23 protein-coding genes are annotated in these 24,043 nt (G+C 44.7%); 3 read left to right on the top strand and 20 right to left on the bottom strand.

Annotated elements, in window-relative coordinates; translation table 11 throughout:
- Position 1: 1 nt before the first annotated feature.
- From BM415_RS03430 to BM415_RS03350, 17 genes are all read right to left on the bottom strand, one after another.
- A complete protein-coding gene (locus tag BM415_RS03430) occupies positions 2 to 1,072 on the bottom strand; it encodes a methyl-accepting chemotaxis protein (protein WP_091154617.1) in 1,071 nt (356 codons plus the stop codon).
- A 144-nt stretch (positions 1,073 to 1,216) separates the two neighbouring features.
- Positions 1,217 to 1,939, bottom strand: a complete 723-nt coding sequence (locus tag BM415_RS03425) for a response regulator transcription factor (protein WP_091154615.1) — start codon at positions 1,937 to 1,939, stop codon at positions 1,217 to 1,219.
- Between the two features lie 85 nt (positions 1,940 to 2,024).
- Positions 2,025 to 3,842 carry a two-component system histidine kinase PnpS gene (locus BM415_RS03420; protein ID WP_091154613.1) on the bottom strand — a complete coding sequence of 606 codons (1,818 nt, stop codon included), beginning with the start codon at positions 3,840 to 3,842 and terminating at the stop codon, positions 2,025 to 2,027.
- 164 nt (positions 3,843 to 4,006) lie between these two features.
- Positions 4,007 to 4,981, bottom strand: coding sequence for a bile acid:sodium symporter family protein (locus BM415_RS03415; protein WP_091154611.1), 975 nt, complete (start codon positions 4,979 to 4,981; stop codon positions 4,007 to 4,009).
- A gap of 241 nt (positions 4,982 to 5,222) precedes the next feature.
- On the bottom strand, positions 5,223 to 6,089 hold the full coding sequence (locus BM415_RS03410; protein WP_091154608.1) for an SDR family oxidoreductase: 867 nt from the start codon (positions 6,087 to 6,089) through the stop codon (positions 5,223 to 5,225).
- A gap of 293 nt (positions 6,090 to 6,382) precedes the next feature.
- Positions 6,383 to 6,802, bottom strand: a complete 420-nt coding sequence (locus tag BM415_RS03405) for a hypothetical protein (protein ID WP_091154606.1) — start codon at positions 6,800 to 6,802, stop codon at positions 6,383 to 6,385.
- 215 nt (positions 6,803 to 7,017) lie between these two features.
- A complete protein-coding gene (gene mdh / locus BM415_RS03400) occupies positions 7,018 to 7,959 on the bottom strand; it encodes a malate dehydrogenase (RefSeq protein WP_091154604.1) in 942 nt (313 codons plus the stop codon).
- A 15-nt stretch (positions 7,960 to 7,974) separates the two neighbouring features.
- Positions 7,975 to 9,270, bottom strand: a complete 1,296-nt coding sequence (gene icd, locus BM415_RS03395; protein WP_091154601.1) for an NADP-dependent isocitrate dehydrogenase — start codon at positions 9,268 to 9,270, stop codon at positions 7,975 to 7,977.
- Between the two features lie 157 nt (positions 9,271 to 9,427).
- Positions 9,428 to 10,540 (bottom strand): citrate synthase, encoded by a 1,113-nt coding sequence (gene citZ, locus BM415_RS03390; RefSeq protein WP_091154598.1) that lies wholly within the window; start codon positions 10,538 to 10,540, stop codon positions 9,428 to 9,430.
- A 346-nt stretch (positions 10,541 to 10,886) separates the two neighbouring features.
- A complete protein-coding gene (locus BM415_RS03385; RefSeq protein ID WP_091154596.1) occupies positions 10,887 to 11,282 on the bottom strand; it encodes an FxsA family protein in 396 nt (131 codons plus the stop codon).
- 6 nt (positions 11,283 to 11,288) lie between these two features.
- Positions 11,289 to 11,810 (bottom strand): acyl-CoA thioesterase, encoded by a 522-nt coding sequence (locus BM415_RS03380; protein ID WP_244533129.1) that lies wholly within the window; start codon positions 11,808 to 11,810, stop codon positions 11,289 to 11,291.
- A gap of 92 nt (positions 11,811 to 11,902) precedes the next feature.
- A complete protein-coding gene (pyk, locus tag BM415_RS03375) occupies positions 11,903 to 13,321 on the bottom strand; it encodes a pyruvate kinase (RefSeq protein WP_091154592.1) in 1,419 nt (472 codons plus the stop codon).
- A 100-nt stretch (positions 13,322 to 13,421) separates the two neighbouring features.
- Positions 13,422 to 14,423, bottom strand: coding sequence for an acetyl-CoA carboxylase carboxyltransferase subunit alpha (locus tag BM415_RS03370; RefSeq protein ID WP_091154589.1), 1,002 nt, complete (start codon positions 14,421 to 14,423; stop codon positions 13,422 to 13,424).
- A gap of 1 nt (position 14,424) precedes the next feature.
- On the bottom strand, positions 14,425 to 15,315 hold the full coding sequence (gene accD, locus BM415_RS03365; RefSeq protein WP_091154588.1) for an acetyl-CoA carboxylase, carboxyltransferase subunit beta: 891 nt from the start codon (positions 15,313 to 15,315) through the stop codon (positions 14,425 to 14,427).
- Between the two features lie 221 nt (positions 15,316 to 15,536).
- Complete coding sequence (locus BM415_RS03360) at positions 15,537 to 15,725, bottom strand: glutamate decarboxylase (protein WP_091154585.1); 189 nt, start codon at positions 15,723 to 15,725, stop codon at positions 15,537 to 15,539.
- A gap of 180 nt (positions 15,726 to 15,905) precedes the next feature.
- A complete protein-coding gene (locus BM415_RS03355; protein WP_091154583.1) occupies positions 15,906 to 16,391 on the bottom strand; it encodes a phosphatidylglycerophosphatase A family protein in 486 nt (161 codons plus the stop codon).
- 212 nt (positions 16,392 to 16,603) lie between these two features.
- Positions 16,604 to 20,209: a DNA polymerase III subunit alpha gene (locus BM415_RS03350; RefSeq protein WP_091154581.1), complete on the bottom strand. Its 3,606-nt coding sequence runs from the start codon at positions 20,207 to 20,209 to the stop codon at positions 16,604 to 16,606.
- Positions 20,210 to 20,388: 179 nt separating this feature from the next.
- On the opposite strand from BM415_RS03350, the gene BM415_RS03345 reads away from it, so the two are divergent.
- From BM415_RS03345 to BM415_RS03335, 3 genes are all read left to right on the top strand, one after another.
- Positions 20,389 to 20,715: a YtrH family sporulation protein gene (locus BM415_RS03345; RefSeq protein WP_091154578.1), complete on the top strand. Its 327-nt coding sequence runs from the start codon at positions 20,389 to 20,391 to the stop codon at positions 20,713 to 20,715.
- A gap of 19 nt (positions 20,716 to 20,734) precedes the next feature.
- Positions 20,735 to 21,220, top strand: a complete 486-nt coding sequence (locus tag BM415_RS03340; protein WP_091154576.1) for a sporulation membrane protein YtrI — start codon at positions 20,735 to 20,737, stop codon at positions 21,218 to 21,220.
- A gap of 66 nt (positions 21,221 to 21,286) precedes the next feature.
- Entirely contained in the window at positions 21,287 to 21,598 is a 312-nt protein-coding gene (locus tag BM415_RS03335; RefSeq protein WP_091154574.1) for a YtpI family protein, read from the top strand.
- 24 nt (positions 21,599 to 21,622) lie between these two features.
- On the opposite strand, the gene BM415_RS03330 is transcribed toward BM415_RS03335, so the two are convergent.
- The 3 genes from BM415_RS03330 to BM415_RS03320 form a co-directional block, all read right to left on the bottom strand.
- Positions 21,623 to 22,960, bottom strand: a complete 1,338-nt coding sequence (locus BM415_RS03330; protein WP_091154572.1) for a DRTGG domain-containing protein — start codon at positions 22,958 to 22,960, stop codon at positions 21,623 to 21,625.
- 254 nt (positions 22,961 to 23,214) lie between these two features.
- Positions 23,215 to 23,538, bottom strand: coding sequence for a hypothetical protein (locus tag BM415_RS03325; protein WP_091154569.1), 324 nt, complete (start codon positions 23,536 to 23,538; stop codon positions 23,215 to 23,217).
- Positions 23,539 to 23,680: 142 nt separating this feature from the next.
- Positions 23,681 to 24,028 carry a YlbF/YmcA family competence regulator gene (locus tag BM415_RS03320; RefSeq protein ID WP_047909936.1) on the bottom strand — a complete coding sequence of 116 codons (348 nt, stop codon included), beginning with the start codon at positions 24,026 to 24,028 and terminating at the stop codon, positions 23,681 to 23,683.
- Positions 24,029 to 24,043: the final 15 nt, after the last annotated feature.

Genomic DNA, 24,043 nt, shown 5'->3' with positions numbered 1-24,043 from the left:
CTCAATCAGTCGCGAGGGATGTGAGCGTCTTGTGGACCATATCTGTCACATGAGCAGCATCGGATATCGAAGCCAGAATCTGCTCGCTCGTACGGGACATTTCCCTCGTCGTAGATTGAACAGAATCATAAGCCTTATTACCAAGAGCAATATCTTCAGCGCTGGAAGCTATCTCATCTGCACTTTCTTTTGCAAGAAGCGCAGTCAGATGTATTTTGTCTCTGATGACGTTTAATAATTCAGTAATTTGATCGGCAAGAGTTCCTGTCTGACCCGACAACTTCCGGACCTCATCTGCAATGACGCGAAAAGATCTGCCATATTCCTTGGCATGTGCTGCCTCAATGGATGCATTAATCGCCAGCAAATGACTGCTCTCTGCGAGCTCACGAATGGAAGAAGTAAGAGCAGATATATCGCTGACCTTAACCATCTGTTCTTCTGCTTGTGAGCGCTGAGCCTTCGTCTGATCCAGAACAGAACGATAGGATTCCTGGATGTGTCCAAGTGAAACACTGCCCTTCTCCGTTAGCTGGGTCAATTGTGCAATACCTTCTGTATTTTTCAGTACAGCCTGTCTTACTTTCTGAACGGCAGTATCCACCTCATGCAATTTGGATTGACTGTGCACGATAACCTCTGTTCGGGACTTTCTTGCCATCTTTTGAATATCTCTTGACATGTTCATTAAGTCGCGAACCGTAAGCACACCCGCATAACGCCCTTCTTCATGCATAATGACACAATGATAAAAAGATTCGTCCTCCCGATCTACTGCCCGATCTACGATCTCTTCAGCAGACAGCTCGGTGCTTAATATTAATGGGTGCTCTGTCATAAAGGATACAACGGATCTGTGATCATACAGTTCAGCAGCAAATCGGTTCGCATACTTTTGAAACACCGTATCTCGCATAATCAGCCCTACGATCGAATCATTCTGATCTCCAATGACAACGCAGGAGAGTGTTTCATCCTGCTTCATCATCGTAAACAATGACTTACCTGCCATATCTTGCGGAACCATCGGCATTTGGCGGCAATAGGCCGCTACTTCCAGATCTTTTCTCATCGTAAACACCCCTTTAGAATTAGTTCTAAAGGCTCATTTTATATAAATGTGATGAAGTATGATCTTGTATTTTGTAAAGGGAGAATAAAATTAAAATGTGAATCAATTTCTTTCATAATATGAAATTGATTCGTGTGATTTACATTATTGATGTACTTTTTTCTTCCCTGCAACAAGCTTGTACCCTACACCGCGAATCGAATCGATATGCACCGTCTCCGGGTCCAGCTCAAGCTTCTTGCGAAGAGAGCTAACATGGACATCAACAGTACGCTGACCACCGATATAGTCAAATCCCCATACTGCATTCATCAAATCATCCCGAGTTAGGACCACTCCCGGCTTTTTGGCCAGATATAACAGCACCTCAAACTCTTTGGGCCGCAAATTAATGGATTGCCCGCTCAGCAGCACTTCATATTTCTCTGGATAGATCTCCAGCTCTCCAAGAACAATACGGGATTCATCGTCCTTCTCGACGCTGCGTGTCTCTTCAACGCCAGTTACTCTTCTAAGCACCGCATCTACACGAGCTAATAATTCGGACACCCCAAATGGCTTCGTTATATAATCATCGGCTCCGAGCTTAAGACCCTGAACCACCTCGTTCTCTCCGTTCTTGGCAGTCAGAATGATAACCGGTGTCTTCACACCCGATGCCCGCAATTTACTGAGTATTTCTAATCCGTTCATTCCTGGTAGCATTAAATCAAGCAGTATAAGATCAAATTCTTGAGAAGAAGCTCTATTGTAACCAGAGGAACCATGATCCTCTACGGTCACGTCATGGCCCTCTTGGGTAAGATTGTAGGAAAGCAATCTAGCAAGTGTAGGTTCATCTTCTATAACAAGCAATCTTTGTGCCATCGTATATCCCCTGCTTTCTTTATGTTAAATCTGCTCATATCATAGCACTCTTTTGTTATCGTTGTGTAAAAAGAAAGCCCAGTGCTTAATCTTCCTCTGCTTCTTCGACAGAATCCTGCAGCATGGGCAGAATCACTGTGAATGTAGTCCCCGTTCCAAGCTCACTCTCGACCGCCAGTTGTCCATGATGCAGCTCCACGAGGTGCTTCACAATGGAGAGACCAAGCCCTGTTCCTCCGGAATTGCGGGACCTCCCTTTGTCCACTCGATAAAAACGTTCAAATACGCGAGGCAGATCGCTTTTTGGAATGCCAATGCCTGTATCACTTACCTGGAATACAATATTCTCCTCATCCTTGCTGATCTGTGCCGTAATCTTAACACGACCACCATCAAGGGTGTAGTTGATCCCGTTGCTAACCAGGTTCAAGAAGATCTGCTTCAGTTTGTCTTCATCTGCTTCAATGAACAGCTCTTCCGGTACATCCAGAATCAAGCGAATCTGTTTTTTCTCTGCGGCATTGCCAAGTGTTCCCGTTATCATTTCAAAGAAAGGCATGAGATGTACAGGTGAACAATCCAGTGTCGCTCGCTTCGATTCAATCTTGGACAGATCCAATATGTCACTAATCAAGCGATTAAGTCTGTCCCCTTCGTCATAAATAATCTGCAGGAAGGATCTCGTTGTTTCTTCATCCCTAACCCCCCCGCTAAGCAGAGTCTCAGCAAATCCCTTAACAGCTGCAACCGGCGTCTTCAGCTCATGAGATACATTCGCTACGAATTCACTTCGCATGTTCTCCAGCCTGCGGATGGCTGTAATATCCTGCAGCAGGAAGAGCATTCCCCGGTAACTTCCATCATTCTCATACATCGGTACACCGTCAATTCGAACAATAGTTTCTTCCGGGCTGTAGATTCGCACTTCGTCATGCACTTTACTTCGCTGCAAAATGCTTGTCTCAACGATCTTTGTCAGTTCATAGTGACGTTTTAATTCATGATACGGCTTTCCGGTCACACGATCGGGATGCAGCCCCAGCATACGATGGCTCTCTCTGTTCAACACCGCTATATTCTGATTCGCATCAATCATCAATATACCACCTGCCATGTTAGTCATGACACTTTGCACCAAATCCTCATTATCACGAATTAGCTTCAGCTGAGCCTGCAGGCTGTCAGCCATTCCATTAATGGCATTCCCTAGCTGTCCTATCTCATCATTTCGGGCAAATTTGACTCTGGCATCATAATCAAGATTCGAAATCTGATTCGCTACTTTCGTGATATGCTCAATAGGCTGGGTCAAGCCTCTGGCTACTCTATAGCAGACAATAGCCGCAATGATATAGAGGGCAAGAAGCGTTAACCCAATTAAGTACCAGCCTCTTTCAAGTCCTTCATCAACCGAGTCCAAGCTTAGGGAAAGTCGAATGTATCCATCAAAGTGTTGGTCGGGAGATGTAACCGGCAGTGCTACATACAGCATTTTTTGTGACAACGTATCACTCGTCCTAATGGAACGACCGTAAGGTGAATCATGATCATTCGCTGTTTGTATCTCTTCACGATTAAGATGATTGTCCATCTGCTCAGCAGCATACTCGGAATCTCCAATAACCGTTCCATCCTTCAAGATGAACGTCGTCCGCGAGTCGGTTAAGCGCTCCAGTAACTCGGCCTGCTGCGTATAGTATGCAACGACTTCCTCCTTGTTGAGTGAAGTGTCTTTAAAATCGAATGTTGAATGAAGCAGATTGATCTCTCTCACCATATTCTCTTCCTGATTTTTGATATGAAGATCTTTAAATACTTGACCCAAAGCCAATCCAGAGGTCAGTACAGAAAGTCCAATCAGCACCATCATGATCATTGTGAGTCGGAATCGAAAATTTTTCATAAATGCTAGTAATCATCCTTTGTATAGTAGTAATTAATCATGTGCACAAAACCTATGGCTATTCATCCATTGGCTAAATCAGTTGCGACTGACTACAATTGCATTGCGCTTTCCCTCTAATTTATTTCCGGATAAATATCCACTTTCCAATAATCGAACATATGTCACCTTGCAGCAAGACTCTGGTCTTTTACCGGAGCAAAACGCTTGAGTACAGCATGCTGCACCGTGGCTAAGGGCTGTTGAATCAATATCCCGAGTACAACTGGTATGGCTGCTTCCGGTGAAAAATACCCCATGGCTAGTACAAGACCGAGTGATATATTCCGCATACCGGAGGCATAAGACATGGTTACGCTTATTTCCCGGGAAACATATGGCAATAAGAACGAGCCAGCAAAACCGATGATGTAACACAAAGCAACGACAAAGGTAATCGAAATGATCGCCATGATCACACTTGAATCTAAATTACTTACATGAGGTGCAATAGCTGCCGCATTGAGCAGAACTACGGCCATAAAGCATAGTTTAGATATTGGTGCAGTAACTGGGGCAGACCATTCTTTGAATTTCCCTTTAGATAGTTCATACACAATTACGCCCAGAATCGTCGGTACAACAATAATGAGCATTAGATCCTTGATTAGACTGGGCGTATCGAATTGAACCTCTGCTCCAAAAAATAATTCGATTAGACCCGGAACGACCAGCGGACTTAGAGCTGAATCCAACACGACCATCGCAAGCATCAGAGGTACACTGCCATAAGACATTGACACCCATAGTACCGAGGATACACCCAGAGGTATGATCGTAAATAGAACCAGACCAATCGTATATCCCGAAGAAGCGCCGAACAACATCGTACCCATAAAATAGGCAATCAAAGGAGCCAGCACATGTGACAGAACCAGAGTAACAACCATGACGGCCGGACGCTGAACAACCTTCTTCAAATGACGTACTCCACATCCGATCGCCATTACAAAAGTAACGTAGCCAAACAGATATGGAGCCCATGACACATATGATATCAGCTGGTCTGACAGCATAACGCCTAGCAATAATGTAAGTGGCATAATGATAAACATATATTTTTCAAATCCGGCAGTAAAGCGTAGTGACATTAATCTCATGCTGCAACAGATCCTCTCTATGTTACTTATGTAAATTCATGCTCAGTTTTAATTGATCATATCATAGATTACTAGCTCATTTTCGTTCATTATGTAAAATCTAAATTGAAAACGATTCAACGGTCCATTTATGCTTACATCTCTATCTGAAAAATTCCTGCGTTCCAAGTCTAGATCGAATCGAGAACTCAAAAAAAGCTCAGTACAGTTCGTTTATACTGTACTGAGCTTTATATACTAGTTAACCGTTAACAACTTCGCCGCCGTTTACATGAATAACTTGACCCGTCACATAGGAAGAGTCACTTGTTGCCAGATAAACATAAGCGGGTGCCAATTCTTCCGGCTGACCTGGGCGCTTCATCGGCTGGGTTGCTCCAAACTCACTTACCTTTTGCTCATCGAAGGTAGCAGGAATAAGCGGGGTCCAGATCGGTCCTGGAGCGACTGCATTCACTCGAATCCCTTTCTCTGCCAAATGCATGGATAAGGAACGTGTAAAGGAGGTGATGGCGCCCTTCGTAGAGGAATAGTCTATGAGAGTCGGATTGCCGCGATATGCCGTAATTGAGGTCGTATTGATGATGGAGCTTCCACCCTTTAAATGAGGCATTGCAGCCCTAGTCAAGTAGAACATACTGAAGATATTGGTACGAAATGTCTTCTCAAGCTGCTCATCGGTAATATCCTCGAAGCTTTGCTGAGGATGCTGTTCTGCTGCATTATTGACTAATACATTCAGTTGTCCCAATTCATCTACCGTTTGCTTCACCGCTTGCTGGCAGAAGGCTGAATCACCTACATCCCCTGCTATCAGAATACACTTTCTTCCTTCCTGCTCAACCTGGCGCTTCGTTTCCTCTGCATCACCATGTTCATTCAAGTACACGATGGCTACATCGGCACCTTCTTTGGCAAAAGTGACCGCTACAGCTCGGCCTATACCGCTGTCACCACCTGTGATAAGCGCTGTCTTTCCTGTAAGCTTGCCTGCTGCCTTATACTGCTCAGATTCGAATTCAGGCCTAGGATACATTTCAGATTCAATTCCCGGCTGCTGATTCTGATGCTGTGGAGGCAAAGTTTGATTCGCTTGATTCTGTCCCATCTTTGATTTCTCCTTTCAATCCTCAATTATTCACTTCATTAACAGGTTTAGGATGGCTGTTCCTCTCATCATTATTCCTACAGATCGATACAGCAACGTATTATTTCATCCTACTCAATATGGTTTTACCCTCTCTTCATAGGATCAAACAATTTGAATGATTAATTCTCAAATTCCAAATCTTAAATCTATCGATTCAAAAAAGAATATCTACACAAAAAAGACAATGGTTATTTGCTTATAAGCAAATAACCATTGTCCTTGTTAATACATTTATTATGTATCTTTTCAACTTACCAAGGATTAACCATAATCCACAGCATTACCAATAGCAGTACAGCCAGAATGATGCTAAATGTGCGTAGTTTTCCTTTTTCACTGCTGATGTCTTTCTTCTCTTGGATACCTGCAATACCAAGGCGAAGAGATTTCCCCATAATACCTGCAATCGCTAGCATAGCAAGGAAAATAACAACAACAAGAATCATCCAAGAAACGCCATACTCTCCTTGAGACATAATATATCCGCCAGACAGCAATTGAATGATCAAGCCGTATTGAGCAATACGATTAAACGTTCTTACAGCTGCAATACTGCCTTCTTGAGCAGGTACAGACAGCTTGCTGATTGCTGCAACCACGAAAGGAAGCAACAGGTAAAAGCCGACTGAAACGGCTCCAAGAATGTGTACAAAATACATGATAACGCCCATATTCGCAGACCTCTCCTTTCCATAAAAATTGAAAACAATATCATCATATTACCCATTAGAATAATACTGTAATCAGTCTATTCCCATAAGGAATATGTTCAGGTAATACTCTTCCAAATTATACTTGATAGGCAAGGATAAAGAAAAGGAAACCCTCAAATAATTAAAGGGTTTCCTATCATAATTCACGGATTTATCATAATCAACATCTGAAATCAGATATGCATCACAGAAATTACATTGCGTACGGAGTCTGCCGATTGATCCAGAGCTACCTTCTCATCTTCCGTGAGCTCAAGTTCGAATATCTTCTCGATCCCATTACCGCCAAGAATTGTTGGTACGCCAAGGAACAAATCATTGTATCCGTACTCTCCCTCCAGGTATGCAATCACAGGGATAATCCGTTTCTTGTCCTTCAAGATCGCTTCCGTCATCTGGACAAGTGATGCGGCTGGCGCATAGTACGCGCTCCCGTTTCCCAGGAGGTTCACAATTTCGCCGCCGCCGACACGAGTCCGCTTAACGATAGCTTCAATTCGGTCCTGAGGAATTAGCGTATCAATTGGAATACCACCCACACTGGAGTAACGCACGAGTGGAACCATATCATCACCATGACCGCCAAGTACAAAACCACGGACATCTTCAACAGAAACATTCAGTTCCTGAGCAATGAACGTACAATAACGAGCGGTGTCCAGAACACCTGACTGGCCGATGACACGGTTCTTCGGGAAGCCCAGTGTCTGATACGCCGCATGGGTCATTGCATCCACTGGATTACTCAAGATGATCACGATGGAATCAGGACAATATTTTTTTATATTTTCACAAACAGATTTGACGATGCCTGCATTTGTATTCACGAGATCATCACGGCTCATTCCCGGTTTACGGGCGATTCCCGCCGTAATGATGACGATATCTGAACCTTGGGCATCCTCGTAGTTGGATGTACCGGTTATATTACTGTCAAATCCTTGAACAGGACTTGCTTCCAGCATATCAAGCGCTTTACCCTTAGTTGGATTCTCAAGCTGTGGAATATCTATAAGCACGACGTCGCCGAGTTCTTTTTGAGCCAACATAAGTGCCGTTGTCGCGCCAGTAAAACCGGCGCCGACTACGGCGATCTTTTTACGCTGAATGGTCACAGTATCCGCTCTCCTCTACAGGTTTTTGATAATCTCGTCTGCGAACTCAGAGCATTTCACTTCTGTAGCGCCTTCCATTAAGCGAGCAAAGTCATAAGTTACGGTCTTGTTGTTAATGGATGTTTCCATGCCTTTGTAGATTAGATCAGCCGCTTCTTGCCAGCCCAAATGCTCAAGCAACATGACACCGGACAAAATAACGGAACCCGGGTTAACTACATCTTTATCTGCATATTTCGGAGCTGTACCATGAGTCGCTTCGAAGATCGCATGACCTGTTACATAGTTGATATTCGCGCCTGGAGCGATACCAATTCCGCCAACTTGTGCAGCCAGAGCATCTGACAGGTAGTCACCGTTCAGATTCAGTGTTGCGATGACATCAAACTCTGCAGGACGAGTCAGTACTTGCTGAAGAGCGATGTCGGCAATTGCATCCTTAACAATGATTTTGCCTGCTTCTTCTGCAGCTTTTTGAGCGGCATTCGCTGCATCCGTACCTTCTTTTTCTTTAATTTCATCGTATTGTGCCCAAGTGAACACTTTATCGCCGAACTCAGCTTCCGCTACTTCATAACCCCAGTTCTTGAAGGCACCTTCAGTAAATTTCATAATGTTGCCTTTATGAACCAAAGTTACGCTCTTGCGTCCATGAGTGATTGCATATTCAACTGCAGCACGTACAAGACGCTTGGATCCTTCAGAGGATACAGGCTTAATACCGATACCAGATGTTTCAGGGAAACGGATCTTGTTCGCGCCCATCTCTTGCTGAAGGAACTGAATGACTTTCTTCACTTCCTCAGATCCTTCTTTGTACTCGATTCCTGCATAGATATCTTCTGTATTCTCACGGAAGATCACCATGTCTACCAAGTCAGGACGCTTCACTGGAGAAGGAACGCCGTCGAAATAACGTACAGGACGTAAGCATACATATAAATCCAGCTCTTGACGAAGAGCAACGTTCAGGGAACGAATTCCACCGCCGATTGGAGTAGTCAGTGGTCCTTTAATAGCTACGATATATTCACGGATGGCTTCCAGTGTATCAGCAGGCAGCCATTCTCCGTATGTATTGAATGCTTTTTCACCAGCAAACACTTCATACCAGGCGATTTGTTTCTCACCGTTGTACGCCTTTTCTACTGCCGCGTCCAGAACACGCTTCGATGCCTTCCAGATGTCACGGCCTGTCCCGTCACCCTCAATGAAAGGAATGATTGGATTGTTAGGTACTTGAAGTGAACCGTTGTCGATTGTAATTTTTTCGCCCTCAGTAGGTAGTGCGAATTTTTCAAAGTTCGGCATTGTTAATATCCTCCTTATTATTTAGCGGGTTGTATTAGATAGGCTAACAAGCATGGCAGTGCCCTGGGTAATCAAGAGGGACTCTCCTGCTACCCAAGGATGCTATGACTCTATTATACATATTTCTTCATCAAAAACCCTAGAGAGTCTATCAAAATTATCGATTTTCAATAGAAATGTACTTTTGGGTTGTTGGTCCTGTATATTCTGCCCGTGGACGAATAATACGGTTATCTGCCAGCTGTTCCAGAATATGCGCTGTCCATCCCGATACACGGCTGATTGCGAAGATCGGAGTAAACAGATCTCTTTGGATGCCCAGCTGTGTATAAACCGAAGCGGAATAGAAATCTACATTGGGTCTGAGACCTTTTTGGCCAGTAATCAATTCTTCAATCCGAACTGACATTTCATACAGCTCTGTGTTTTCATTCTGTTCACCCAGTTCACGAGACATCTTCTGCAGATGCTTCGCACGAGGATCTCCATTCTTGTACACACGGTGTCCAAAGCCCATAATCTTCTCACGATTATCCAGCTTCTGCTGGATGTAGGCTTCGAGCTTATCCTTGGAACCGATTTCATTCAGCATCTTCATAACAGCTTCATTCGCACCGCCATGCAAAGGACCCTTAAGCGCACCGATCGCAGAAGTAACACCGGAGTACATGTCAGAAAGGGTAGCTACGGTTACACGGGCAGCAAAAGTGGACGCGTTCAGCTCATGATCTGCATGAAGAACAAGTGCCTGATCAAGCGCTTTGACTGCTGTTTCACTCGGCTCATCCCCTGTAAGCATGTAAAGGAAATTCTCGGCTATGGATACCCCTTGTTTAGGTGCTATCGGCTCCTTGCCTTCGCGAATACGAGAAATGGCTGCTACGATCGTCGGAAGCTGAGCTTGCAGCTTCACTGCCTTATTCTCATTCGCTTCCTGAGAGACGTCTTCTGCCTGCGTATCGTACAGCCCAAGTGCTGATACCGCAGAACGCAAAGCCGCCATCGTGTTCAGGTCTCGAGGATAGAGTTTGATCTGAGCAATCAGTTCATCAGGAATTGGTGCAAATTCACTAAAGCTCTTATTCAATTGATCAAGCTCAGTTTTGTTAGGGAGCTTGCCGAACCACAGCAAGTAAGCAACTTCTTCAAAGCAAGCGTTCGCAGCGAGGTCATCGATATCATAACCGCGATATGTAAGAACGCCGTCAACGATAGAACTAATTGAGGAAGTTGCTGCAACGATACCTTCAAGGCCTTTGGTAGCTGTCATCTTTAACATCTCTCCTTTTATCAAAAATTTACAACATTCTCAATGAAAACATTTACAATATTATAGATTACAATTTCACATTACGGTAAATCCACGAAACGTTACTGGAATCAGACACGCTGTGTAAACTACTTTCTTGAATCATCATACTGGATTTTGTCGCTCCTGTGAACAATTTGGAGGTGGATTTGGATATCAAAGTTTTTTTTCAATACCATAAAGCATTTTTTGTAATCACTTTCATTGACAATACAGGAATGTTGTGATCATAAGCTTGAATTCAGAATTAACGACAAAAAGACCTAAAAAAGGACAGAAAGAAGTTATAACTTCTCTCTGTCCTTCCTTAAAAACGTTTATAAAACGTGATTTTTCCGTCTTTCATCTTTTTCTCGATCCATTTCAGCAGGAACAAACGGTATATGGGTCTTGTTAGCGGAAATACAAGGGTGAATCCAACAATATCGGTTACAAATCCAGGTATAATCAACAGGCTGCCACCCAAAAATACACATAATCCATCCAGCATCTTTCGACCTGGTACCAGACCATTTTGCATTTCATTACGTGTATCCTGAAGAACCTTGCGCCCCTCGAATTGCATCATCGCCATCCCGATAATTGAGGTGACCAAAATGAGTAGTAAAGTATAACCTGCCCCTATTTGTTCGCTTACCCATATGAACCCGAACAGTTCCACTGCAGGAATGAGCAGCAGAAGCGCCCACTTCCAGTTTCGCATGTACGGTTACTCCCTTCCAATTGACACAGCTCTCTTTAAAGCATCGTACAGGTTTGGAACGCTTTTATCAAGCCTGACGGGCTTGAAGTCCGCATTTACCCACACATGCTGCGTCGATCCTGTGACAAGCAGTTCACCTGGCAATTCTTCAGTCATCCATACAACCTCTTTATTATCCATCTGTATCTTGTCTGCTGCAATGTCTTCTCTTCGTACTTCATATTCGTAATGAAGTCGGACACTGCTAAAATTATTTATACGCGTCCATACTGTAATATAGTCATCATACTTCGCAGGCAGCTTATACTTCAGATCAAGTCCAATTACAGGCAGCAGAACCCCCTGCTCCTCCATGCTCCGGTAACTAAATCCCAGACTTCGGATCATTTCGGTTCTGCCGATCTCAAACCAGTTCACATAATTCGCATGATAGACGACACCCATTTGGTCACTTTCTTGATAACGCACTCTAAACCTTGTTCCATACCAGGCTGTTGGTTCTGTCTGTTCAGCTTTCAAACTTCTCACCTTCCTTGCAGGAATCACTGTGAAAAAAGCAATGGGACAATATTGTCCCATTGCTTTTTTACAAATCTATATGCTTAATTCTTCAGGAAACCTTAGTGAATGTTATCGATTTTGATAAGGTTCGTAGATCCCGAGCGTCCAAGAGGAACACCCGCTGTGATAACTACCAGATCTCCATCTTGTACGATACCTGATTTTTTGCCGCCAACTACTGCGTTTTCAAACAGTCCGTCAGTCGTTTCACATGGTACGCCTTTGACAGGTGTTACGCCCCAAGTCAATGCGAGTCTACGCATTGTACGGTCTTCGTTCGTTACAGCAACGATCGGAGCTTCTGGACGATATTTGGAAACCATTCGAGCTGTATATCCGGATTCCGTAGAAGTAAGAATTGCTTTTGCATGCAGTTCAAATGCGCTGATTGCAACGGATTGACTGATTGCTTCAGTTACCGTTGTTTCTTGAGCAATCCGCTGTTTCTTGTAAAGTTCACGGTAGTTTAGTGCAGACTCTGCTTTTTCAGCGATACGAGCCATTGTCAGTACAGATTCTACAGGGTATTTACCTGCAGCTGTTTCTCCGGACAGCATAATTGCATCAGTTCCATCGAAAATGGCATTCGCAACGTCACTTGCTTCCGCACGTGTAGGACGCGGGTTGCGCTGCATAGAATCCAGCATTTGAGTCGCTGTAATAACCGGCTTGCCGGCAATATTACATTTTTCGATCATTCGTTTTTGTACAACCGGTACATCTTCTGCTGGAATTTCAACACCAAGGTCACCGCGTGCAACCATCAGGCCGTCAGATACTTCCAGGATCTCATCCAAGTTATCTACGCCTTCTTGGTTTTCGATTTTAGAAATAATTTGAATGTGCCCTGCGTTGTGTTTGTCAAGCAGTTCACGAATTTCTAATACGTCACTTGCTTTACGAACGAAGGAAGCCGCAATAAAATCGATGCCTTGTTCGATTCCAAAAATGATATCGTTAGCGTCTTTTTCGGTAATACCAGGGAGAGAGATTGCAACACCAGGAACGTTAACACCTTTCTTGCTCTTGATGGTGCCGCCGTTTACGATACGGCATTTAATATCCGTTTCGTTTACTTGCTCAACCGTAAGTCCGATCAGACCATCGTCAATCAAAATCGTTGATCCTGGGGATACATCACTTGGCAAGTCTTTGTATGTGATAGACAAACGGTCTTTATTGCCAAGGATCTCTTCCGTTGTCAGGGTAATGCACTCATCTTGAACCAGTTCGATAGGCTCAACCTCGAGTTTGCCTGTACGGATTTCGGGACCTTTCGTATCCAGCAGAATAGCAACTGACTTATTCAACTCGTCACAAGCTGTACGAATGGTTTTGATACGTCCGCCATGCTCCTCAAAGTCACCATGGGAGAAGTTCAAGCGTGCTACGTTCATACCCGCCATAATCAATTTTTTTGTGTTTTCCAACGACTCACTGGAAGGACCAATAGTACATACAATTTTAGTTTTGCGCATTTTTCTAGTTTCCTCCGTTTTCAAAATCTCTCTTTATATATCTTTTCCAACAATTAAATCTACTACAAAATTCGCCTTTTGTATAGGAATTTTGTCATATTTAATCTTTTATTAACGAAGAATCTTCGAGCACAGTTTCCTTAGCTGTATTTTCTTGGAATTTACCTATTTTACGGAATTTCTCATAGCGATCCTGACGAAGGGCCTCTCCATCCATCTGCAGCAGCTCGCTAAGGTGTTTCTCAAGAGCTTCCTTAATCGATGCTGCTGTCGCCTCGTAATCCCGATGAGAACCGCCACGCGGTTCGGGAACAATCTCCTCGATGACTTCCATCTCTTTTAGATCCTGTGCTGTAATTTTCATCGCTTCAGCAGCCTGATCCGCTTTGGAGGCATCCTTCCACAGAATCGAAGCTGCGCCATTCGGAGATATAACAGAGTAAATCGCATGCTCAAGCATTAACACCCGATTGCCGACCGCCATCGCAAGAGCACCGCCGCTTCCTCCTTCTCCAATGATGACGCATAGCACAGGCACGGAGAGCTTGGCCATTTCAAGGAGATTACGGGCAATAGCTTCGGACTGACCACGTTCCTCCGCAGTTTTGCCCGGATATGCACCTTTTGTATCTATGAAAGTAATAATAGGCCTGCCAAACTTGTTGGCCTGATGCATTAAACGGAGCGCTTTACGAAACCCTTCCGGGTGCGGGCTCCCAAAAAAACGAGCAATATTATCTTTCGTATCTTTGCCTCGCTGCTGCCCGATGATCGTAACAGGACGTCCGTTAAGCTTGGCAAGTCCTCCAACCACGGCCAGATCATCACCAAACTGACGATCTCCATGAAGCTCCATAAAGTCCGTAAATATGAGCGATATCAGGTCCAGCGAAGTTGGACGTTGCTGATGTCTTGCCAGATGCATTTTCTGAGGAGCCGTAATCGATGAATAGATCTCCTCTTCCAATTTAGTATACCGCTCTTCCAGACGAGCCACTTCTTCAGCAAAATCAATGCCTTTTTCGATACCGAATTGCTGAAGCTCTTCAATTTTTTTGCGCATCTCAATAAGAGGCGCTTCATATGGCAACTCTCCCGCCAATTTAGACCTCTCCTTTCGCGCTGTGCATGTCCAGCAGTTTAGCCAGCGTGTTCCGTAATTCCTTACGGTTTACGACCATGTCCAGCTGTCCATGCTGCAAATTGAATTCAGCCGTCTGAAAGTCCTCAGGAAGCTTCTGGCGAATCGTTTGTTCAATAACAATTCGGCCCGCAAACCCAAAAATCGCTCCCGGTTCCGCAATATTAATATCTCCGAGCATAGCAAAGCTGGCGGAAACGCCGCCTGTCGTCGGATCGGTTATAACAGATATGAACAATCCACCTTGTTCATCATGTCTTGACAGAGCACTGCTCGTCTTCGCCATTTGCATCAGACTCAGGATGCTCTCCTGCATACGGGCTCCGCCTGACGTAGAAAAAATAAGAATTGGAATCTTCTTCTCGGTTGCCTTCTCTATGGCACGCGTAATCTTCTCTCCAACAACCGAACCCATGCTGCCTGTAAAGAAATCAAAGCTCATGACAGCAACGACCACAGGATGACCATCAATTGTACCTTCGCCTGTAACAACGGCATCCTTCAGGCCTGATTTCATCGTTTGCTGCTCCAGCTTTGATCTGTATCCTGGAAAATCCAGGGGATCCACAGACACCATATCCTTGTCATACTCGACGAATCCTTCATCAAGCGTCATCTCAATACGCTCTCTTGCGTTCAAACGCATATGATAACCGCATGACGGACAAACTTTCAAATTCTTTTCAAGTTCCTTGCTGTATTGTATCGTACCGCATTTGCTGCACTTATTCATGAGTCCCTCTGGAATCTCACGACGCGGTCGCTCTTCACCTTCAGGATTATCTGTGCGCTGTGCACGATCTGAAGGAATGGTCGCGTACTTCCGTTTTTTCTGGAAAATATCTTTGAACACAACTACACCTCTTCAGCCGTAAATTTGTGGCCCATGCAGTCAATTCGTATGATCGACATCGCATAAATAAAGTTAACATGAGCAGCTATAAAATGTGCCCTATAAGCAAAAAAAGAGAAGAATGACACATGTGGGGAGTCGCTTCACCTTTGCATCCGTAGCCCTTGTCCAATTAGAAGCAGGTCCTAAAAATAATGAATAGAATTCCACCGCCTTCAGTATTATGAATGCAGAATGGAATTCAATACCTCCTGAACCTCTTCCAATTCTCCGGACGGTACAAGAATTTCGTACTGTTGCTTGGATAAGCTGATGGGACGGGCTTGTACCAAAAATCCTTCATCCGCAAGCCGAGTTGTAATTCTGTCAGCAATCTTTGCCGTCGGTGCAATATATATCACCGTCCACATGCTGTACGCCCCCTAAGCCTCATGTTCAAAGCCCGTATAATGGATTAATGATAACATAACTGACTTTTTTTCCGCAAGGAAGGAAAGGAAGGCATGGGACGATTATAACCATAATATTCCTTCATTACATCTTACTGTAACATTCGTTATCTCCATATTAGTAGAATATAAACCTTCTTGTTACAGTGGATAAATCTTCGCATTCGTATTCTGATGTGCAATTCTGGCCGATGCAGCCGCTGCAACTCCCGCTACCAGGTCATCTAGAAATACATGAATCCCGGCAGTTTTGTCATTCAGGGACTTAATGATTCCGGTCTTCTCCTTGTCTAAATATCCAAAGCTTGTAAGCCCTATCATACCATATACACTGGTAATTCCAAGTGCAAGAGTCTCGTCCACACCATACAGCGGCTCATCCGCTTCCATCAAAGCCTGAAGTGGCTGAGGCAGCAGATTTTGTTCCGCCAGCTCATCGAGTGCCACACCCGTATATAGCGTATACTGTACCTCCCGCTTGGCAAGAACAGCCCGTACGCTTGTGATACACTCTTCTTCCTTTAACTCCGGATGAAACTTTTTTTGAAGATCATAGACTATTTTGGCGATGGATTCAACGCTTACACCTCTGCGTTTCAGCATCGCTTCCGCAATTTCATATGACATCCGTTTGATTCCCCCATCCTTTGAAACTAGGAATTCCACATTAACTTAGGTATTCGCTTCAAGACTTCAAAGCCCGCCATTATACCTTCGACTGCACCATTTCATCGCTACAATCGGTACTTATATGGTGTTCCTAAGTGTATGCGATAGTTTCAAAAATAGTTCGTAAAATGTGCTCATGTATATACAGGATGCCATATAAATTGTGTTCATTATTTCACGATAACCGTATCTTCCCCAAGCATTTGTTCCATGCGGTGGATCAATTCAGGAGACGGTTTGATTCGATAGCTGTCACTTAATGCCCGATATGCCCTAGTTTCTTCATAAAAAAGGATCGTAGCTACATCTCCCGGATGTTCCTGTAGCAAGACTTTAAGCTTGGTTAGCATACCCGACTTCTCTATGTCAGGTTTGATCTTGATGAATACTCGCTGCTCCGTTCTGGCAGGCCTCTTATCCGGTTCAGAGGGCAGTCTCTCTGACTTATTTTGCACCAAGCTGTTGCTTGATGGACTTGAAGGAGAACGACTATCTCTGCTGGATCCAGATTGTGAAGCCTCTCCCGAACCGCTCCGCTCCTTACCTCCGCTCCCTTTGCTGCGCTGATACATCATTCGCTGCAAATGATCTAAAGTAAGCTCATCCACCTCATCAGCAAGCAGCTTGAAGCCCTCATCCTGAAGCTGAACTTTAGCCCGGAGAGCAACCAGTTGACCTTTTGCAGCCCAATTCTGGCTTCTTCTCCATACTTCCGGAAACAATACAACTTCGGTTCGTTCAATCTGATCCTCCAGTTCCATGAAGGCCATCGCTTTGCCTTGCTTCGTTGTAATCGACTTTACAGAAACCACCATTCCAGCTGTAACAATCTGCGCATGATCCTCCGCATCGTGAAGCTCCATAAGCTTGTCCGCTTCGAGCTCCTCCAAAATTTCCGTGAAATCATCAAGCGGGTGTCCGGATAAGTATAATCCAAGCAGTTCACGCTCTAATTCCAGCTGCTGTGTAATTGTATACTTAGGAATATCAGGATATTCGATTTCCCAATTCGGCGTCTCCACAAAATCAAACAGCTGGATCTGCAGATCCTCTCTCTCTTTGCGCCATTTCGTAGCCGCTTCTACCACTTCATCGAGCATGGCGAACAGCTGTGCACGGTGACCAGGAAGCGTATCAAATGCCCCAGCCTGAATAAGAGACTCGATGACCCGCTTGTTACACACCCTTAAGTCTACTCTTCTGCAGAAATCGAGCAGGCTCTCGAAAGGTCCCTTAGTCCGCTCCGCAATAATGCTGTCTACGGCCTGTGTACCTACATTTTTAATTGCAGCCAGACCAAATCGAATGCCAGTCTCACCACCGCCCGGAGTAAACAGTACACTGCTCTCATTCACATCGGGAGGCAGCACAGGAATATTCATTCGTCTGCATTCAACAACATACTCCGCCACTTTTCGATGATTTCCCATGACCGCTGTCAGCATCGAAGCCATAAATTCGACAGGATAATGTGTCTTCAGATACGCTGTCTGAAAGGCTAGAACCCCATACGCAGCAGCATGAGCCCGAGGAAAACCGTAATTGGCGAACCTTACAATCATATCGTATACAGCTTCAGCATCCTCGCTGCTATAACCCTGATTTAGGCTCCCCTTTACAAAATGCTCTCTCTCTTTATCAAGCACTTCCCTCTTCTTCTTGGATACCGCCCTGCGCAGCAAATCGGCTTCTCCAAGAGAAAAGCCCGCCATTTGAGAAGCAATCTGCATAATCTGCTCCTGATACACGATGATACCGTACGTGTCCTCCAGTATGGGAGCAAGATCAGCATGTGGGTACTCTACCTTGATCTCCCCATGCTTCCCCTGGATATACTTAGGAATGAAATCCATAGGACCCGGACGATATAAAGCAACTACAGAGATAATATCTTCGAACACGGACGGCTTCAAATCCTTCAGCACTCTTCTGATTCCTGCTGACTCCAGCTGGAATATACCTGTCGTATCTCCGGAACCGAGCATTTCATAGGTTAAAGGATCATCATCAGGTACCGATTTGAAATCAGGAACTTGTTTCTGCTGATCCTGAATCCATCTCATACAGCGTTCAATGATGGAGAGCGTCCTTAAACCGAGGAAATCCATCTTGAGCAGTCCAATGGCTTCAAGATTCTCCATGGAATACTGAGTAAGCGCGGTGCCTTCACTGCCCTCCTGGAGCGGCACTACATCTGTCAGCGGGTCTTTGGATATAACCACACCCGCCGCATGAGTTGAAGCATGCCTGGGCATCCCCTCGACTTTTTTGGCCATCGCGAGCAGCTCTTTTGTTTTTGCTTTTGTATCATGCAATAATCTAAGCTCATCGCTCATCTCCAGAGCTTTTGTAATATTCATCCCGACTTGTCCGGGAATGAGCTTGGCAGCTTTATCGACTTCTCCATACGGAATATTAAGCACTCTTCCTACATCTCGAACTGCTGCACGCGCAGCAAGCGTACCGAAAGTAATAATCTGTGCAACATGCTCGCGACCGTATTTTGACGCTACATATTCAATAACCTCTTCCCGGCGTTCATCACTGAAATCAATATCAATATCTGGCATGGTCACTCGCTCAGGATTGAGAAACCGTTCAAACAGAAGCTTGTATTTGATCGGATCCACATTCGTAATATTCAGCACGTACGCAACGAGACTTCCTGCTGAGGAGCCCCGCCCCGGACCGGTTGCTATTCCCTCTCTATGGGCATAGGCAATAAAGTCCCATACGATGAGAAAATAATCAGAGAAGCCCATCTTATCAATGACAGACAGCTCGTAATCCAGCCGTTTATACAGCTCCGATTTCTGTTCTTCCTGATGCCAGCTATCCATAGCCTTGTAGCGTTCCTCCAGCCCCTTAAGGCAGAGCTCACGCAAATACTGTCCAGGTGTCAAATGCTCCGGAATCGGCCGGTACGCTGGCAGAATGGAATGCCCAAATTCCAGATCAAGCTGGATACTGTCGGCAATTTTACGCGTATTCTCTACCGCCTCTCTCACATGAGGAAAAAGACGAGCCATCTCGTCACCGTTCTTCAAATATAGCTGGCTTGAGGGAATGCGAAGCCGTTCCTCATCTTCCACCGTTTTCCCCGTACCAATGCATATAAGGACATCCTGTACTTCGGCATCCTCTTGTGATATATAGTGCACATCATTCGTTGCTACTAGGGGTATGGACAGTTCTTTGGCAAGCTCCATTAGCTGAGGATTCACTCGCTTCTGTTCTGCCAGCCCATGGTCTTGAAGCTCAAGATAGTAACGGTCACCAAATATCTGTTTATGCCTCATGGCTGCACTTTTGGCTTCCTCATATCGTCCCATTAGAAGATGCTGTGGAATTTCTCCCCCGAGGCAAGCGCTCAGGCATATTAATCCTTCGTTATACTTCGCCAGGCTCTCCATATCGATGCGCGGCTTATAGTGAAAGCCCTCTAAATGGCCGATTGAGCACAGCCTCATCAGATTTTGATAGCCTGTCATGTTCTGCGCCAGCAATATCAGATGATAGATCGGCTGATCCTTGCGGCTGCCCCGCTCATGCCTTGAACCCGCTGTAATATACACTTCACAGCCAATAATCGGCTTAATTCCTCTAGCTGCACATGCTTTATAAAAAGGGATGGCTCCATACATTACCCCGTGATCCGTCAGCGCCAGAGCCTCCATCCCGTATCCTGCTGCTGTGTCCACGAGCTCTGCAATCCGCGCCGCACCATCTAGCAGGCTGTATTCACTGTGAACATGCAGATGCACAAATGAACTCATGATTCAATTCTTCCTCTCTACACTGTAATTCTTAAATCAACTTTACGCATTTTATCTTTACTATTTTATCATATCAGGCAAGGCTCCGCCCATAGAATAGAGTACAAGCCGGCAGACTCTGTAGATACCAATTAGAAGAACAGCTTGCTTAAGTGCTATTTAAGAAAGGTGTGTAGCGAATAATGAGTTTCATGTCAAAAGTAATTCTCGATTTCTTTATCGCCTTCGGCATCGTTCTAGGTGGATCCATGCTCGGCGGCATTGGAGCCGTAATATCCATGCAGCCGCCTACACAAACGATGCTGGATGTTGCCGGCCGCATAAAGATCTGGGCTCTAGCTGCAGCTGTAGGGGGTACGATTGACCCGATGCGAGTCATTGAAAGCAATATGCTCGATGGAAATCTGTCACCTGCCATCAAGCAGATCCTCTACCTCATATTCGCTTTTCTCGGAGCACATATGGGAACTGAGCTGGTTAAATGGGTGTGTACCATCCGGAATTAAGTAAGGAGGATGTCAGCCTATGCGTGTACCCGAGTATCGTCGCTTCCGGCCCTTCATACAGCTCTCTGGCGTATTCGTTCTCGGAATGATTGTGGGGAGCATCGTCTACAACGCGATTTTTCATGCCAGTTACAATAAATTGTGGCTTGAGAATAAAGATCTCAAGATTCAGGAAGAGCAATATATTGAGACTATTAATTCCTTGAAGAAATATAGCAAAAGACAGACGGTGATCAAGGAAATCAATATCCGTGCCGAGGAGTCCGATAAGGCTCCAGATTCCGTATATGTCAAAGAAATCATTCAGCTGCTTAGTGATGAGCTTGAGGTGCTCCGGGGAAGAGATGTTTATAACATTGATGAATACAGCAAAATGACGCGCATTATGCTGAACAAGAAAACATATAACGTCAGAGGACACTCTTACTCCGTCAAGATTACTACTGTGCTTGTAATGGAAGGCGTTCTTCAGGTATGGGTTGATATTTCACCTGCACCAGAATGATCTAATCATGTTACAATAAGTGAGAATTCCATATTTATGTAACATAAAGGAGTTGTCCTTCTTCCTATGCTGGATGTCGTTCGTTATTTGCTGTTTGCCCTGTTTATCCTCTCTACCATCTGTGCAGGCTTCACAAGTATTCGTGGGCGCAGAGCCAGTGATTTTCTGAAGAGAGGCCTCTACCAGGCAATGACAAACATATGGATGGGAATCATGCTGATTGTTCTGGCCCTTATACAGATGTTTATGTTCAGCGGTTCTACGGTTGCCGTCATTGTTGAGGGAATGTTCCTTGTGCTGGGTGCCTTTAATCTGTTTGCAGGTATTCGCAATCGCATTCATTACTCTCAGATGAAGAACGAAAAGTCTCCTATATAGGAGACTTTTCTTAAGATCAGGGATCTAAGACAGATCGATGGATTGCAGCGTCATAATCGCTTTGCATATCAGCTGACCATCTCGAATCAAATCAATATCCAGCTTGCAATTGCGTCTGCTGAGCTCCATTACGCTTGGAGATATCGTTACTTTATCTTCAATTTGAAGAGGTCTCACAAAATAGGTAGAAATATTCTCCAGCATATGGTCATTCCCGGTAACCTCACGTGCAATCCGATGTCCGGCCTGTGTCATTAAATGAATGAGGACCCCTTCAGAAATGGTGCCTAAATCTGTCGCCATCTGAGGAATGATCACGCCGTTGTACTTGATCTCTCCCTGCTCTCCTCTCTCTTCAACAAACCCATTCCATATCAAGTGATCAAAGGTTTCTCCAAGCTGAGGCTGCTTCTGGGTGTCCCGCATTGCATTCAAAACTTCTGTACGCTTGACTGAAGTAATCAGCTTACGGTTCCGGTCAACGATCGGTAAATAATCAATACCTTCCCAGGCCATGATCTGGGCAGCAGATGCGAGTGAGGTCTTGAGTGTTGCCGTGACAGGCTTGCGCACAACGCTTTTATCAATACTTTGGTGTTCATCCAGGTCTACGACATCCTTGCGGCTAATAATCCCGATGACCCGATTCCATTCATCAATTACCGGAAAGCGCAGCTCCCCCGTTTCAAGTACCAGACGACTGAAATCTGCCACCGTACTGCTCAATTTCAAATAGTAGGTTTTGGGCTTTCCGCCGACAATATCTTCAACCAGCATAATCTTCTTCTTGATCAACCGGTCAAAGATCGCTCTGTTGATCATCGACGCCACTGTAAATGTGTCGTGCTTAGAAGAGATAATGGGTAAACTCAGCTTGTCAGCAAGACTCATCACTTCTGAATCTGTACCGAAGCCGCCGGTGATAAGCACCCCTGCACCTTGATTTAACGCAAGACTGTGCGCATTATCTCTATTCCCGACGATGAGCAGGCTGCCCGCATCGATGTACTTTGCCATGGCTTCTTCTTTCATAGCCCCAATGACATATTTATACAAAGGTTTACCAAGCCCTTCATTACCGCCCAGAACATGTCCGCCAACAATCTCTACGACATCCCCGAAAGTCAGCTGCTCAGAGGCTCCGCGCAGCCTTTTCTCCACACGTACCGTACCGATCCGTTCTTTGGTTACGACAAGCCCTGCGTTCTCCGCTTCTTTAACAGCACGGTAGGCCGTCCCTTCACTCACTCCCATTTCTCTGGCAAGGCCTCGAACCGATATCTTTGAGCCGATCTTTAACTGCTCTATGTATTGCAGAAGCTGCACATGCTTTGTTACGGTTTCTTCTTCATATCCTTCCAAACTTAGACACCCCTCGGACGAAAAAACATTTTAAGATTAGTTTAATCAAATATACTACATTAAAATCAATTTTATATTAACCTTGGCTGCGTTTATCAAGAGTATAGTTACATCCGATTATAGCATTAAAGAGAGAGATAACTCACCTTAGGTCTGTTAAAAATAGAGCCCGTAATAACTCGAGGTGCATCAGCAAATAAAAAAGGGTTGTCTCCATAACAGCAGGAACACTGTAGAGACAACCCTTATTAGCATCACTGTGAATGCTCTTTGGCCTGCGCTGGTACAATTTTAACTTTGTTGCCCTGCTCCGCATTGTCAGTCCATCTAAGCTCCCACTGACGCAGCTTGGCTTTGCGAACACGGTCAAGCGCCTGCTTCTTCTCTTCGTCAACCCCCAATATAAAGTGCAGGTTTGCACCGATGACAAGCAGTGTAAAAAACAACCAGGCTATGCTAAAGCCTGCGCTCCAACCTGTAAATGAAAGCTTTGGTAATGCAAACACCAGCATGCCACCCGCAACGAGCATATATAGCGTGTGCTTCCACTTCACAAAATTCATTCTCTTTCCTCTCATTTCATTCAGCTCCTCATATCTCCTTAGAATCTATATATCTATTCTATGAACGAAAAAATGAGATTATGTGAATCAATTTCATAATACCTTTAGCTGGAAATTGATTCATGTGAGTTCAATTAGAGAAAGAGTATAGAAGTAATTATTTCAGCTCTCCACCGTACAAATGCTGCAGACTTTCCATGATGATTTTGTTGACATCTTCAATAATCACGCTAAGGCGACGTTCTGCTTCAAACAGTCTGCGAATATTCAGATTCAGGCTTAATACCTCGAAGGATTTTTCCATCGTCTCCATTTCTTCTTGTGAAGGCATGTCGCCTGTCATCATCCGCTGCTGGAGTTCATTCTGACGAACGCGAAATTCGTCAAGCATGCGCTGAGAATCCGGATCTGCAGCAACAAGCTTCATCGCTTGTGAGATTTCCTTCACTTCTTCGCTGTCTTTAAGTGCAGCTGCCAAATCGTGTGCTTTGTCATAAACGTTCATTATTCATTTTCCTCT

The organism is Paenibacillus sp. 453mf (genome assembly GCF_900116105.1).
Lineage (GTDB): Bacteria > Bacillota > Bacilli > Paenibacillales > Paenibacillaceae > Paenibacillus > Paenibacillus provencensis.
The sequence above is the reverse complement of the archived record's forward strand: the minus strand, read 5'-3'. Positions and strand labels throughout refer to the sequence as shown.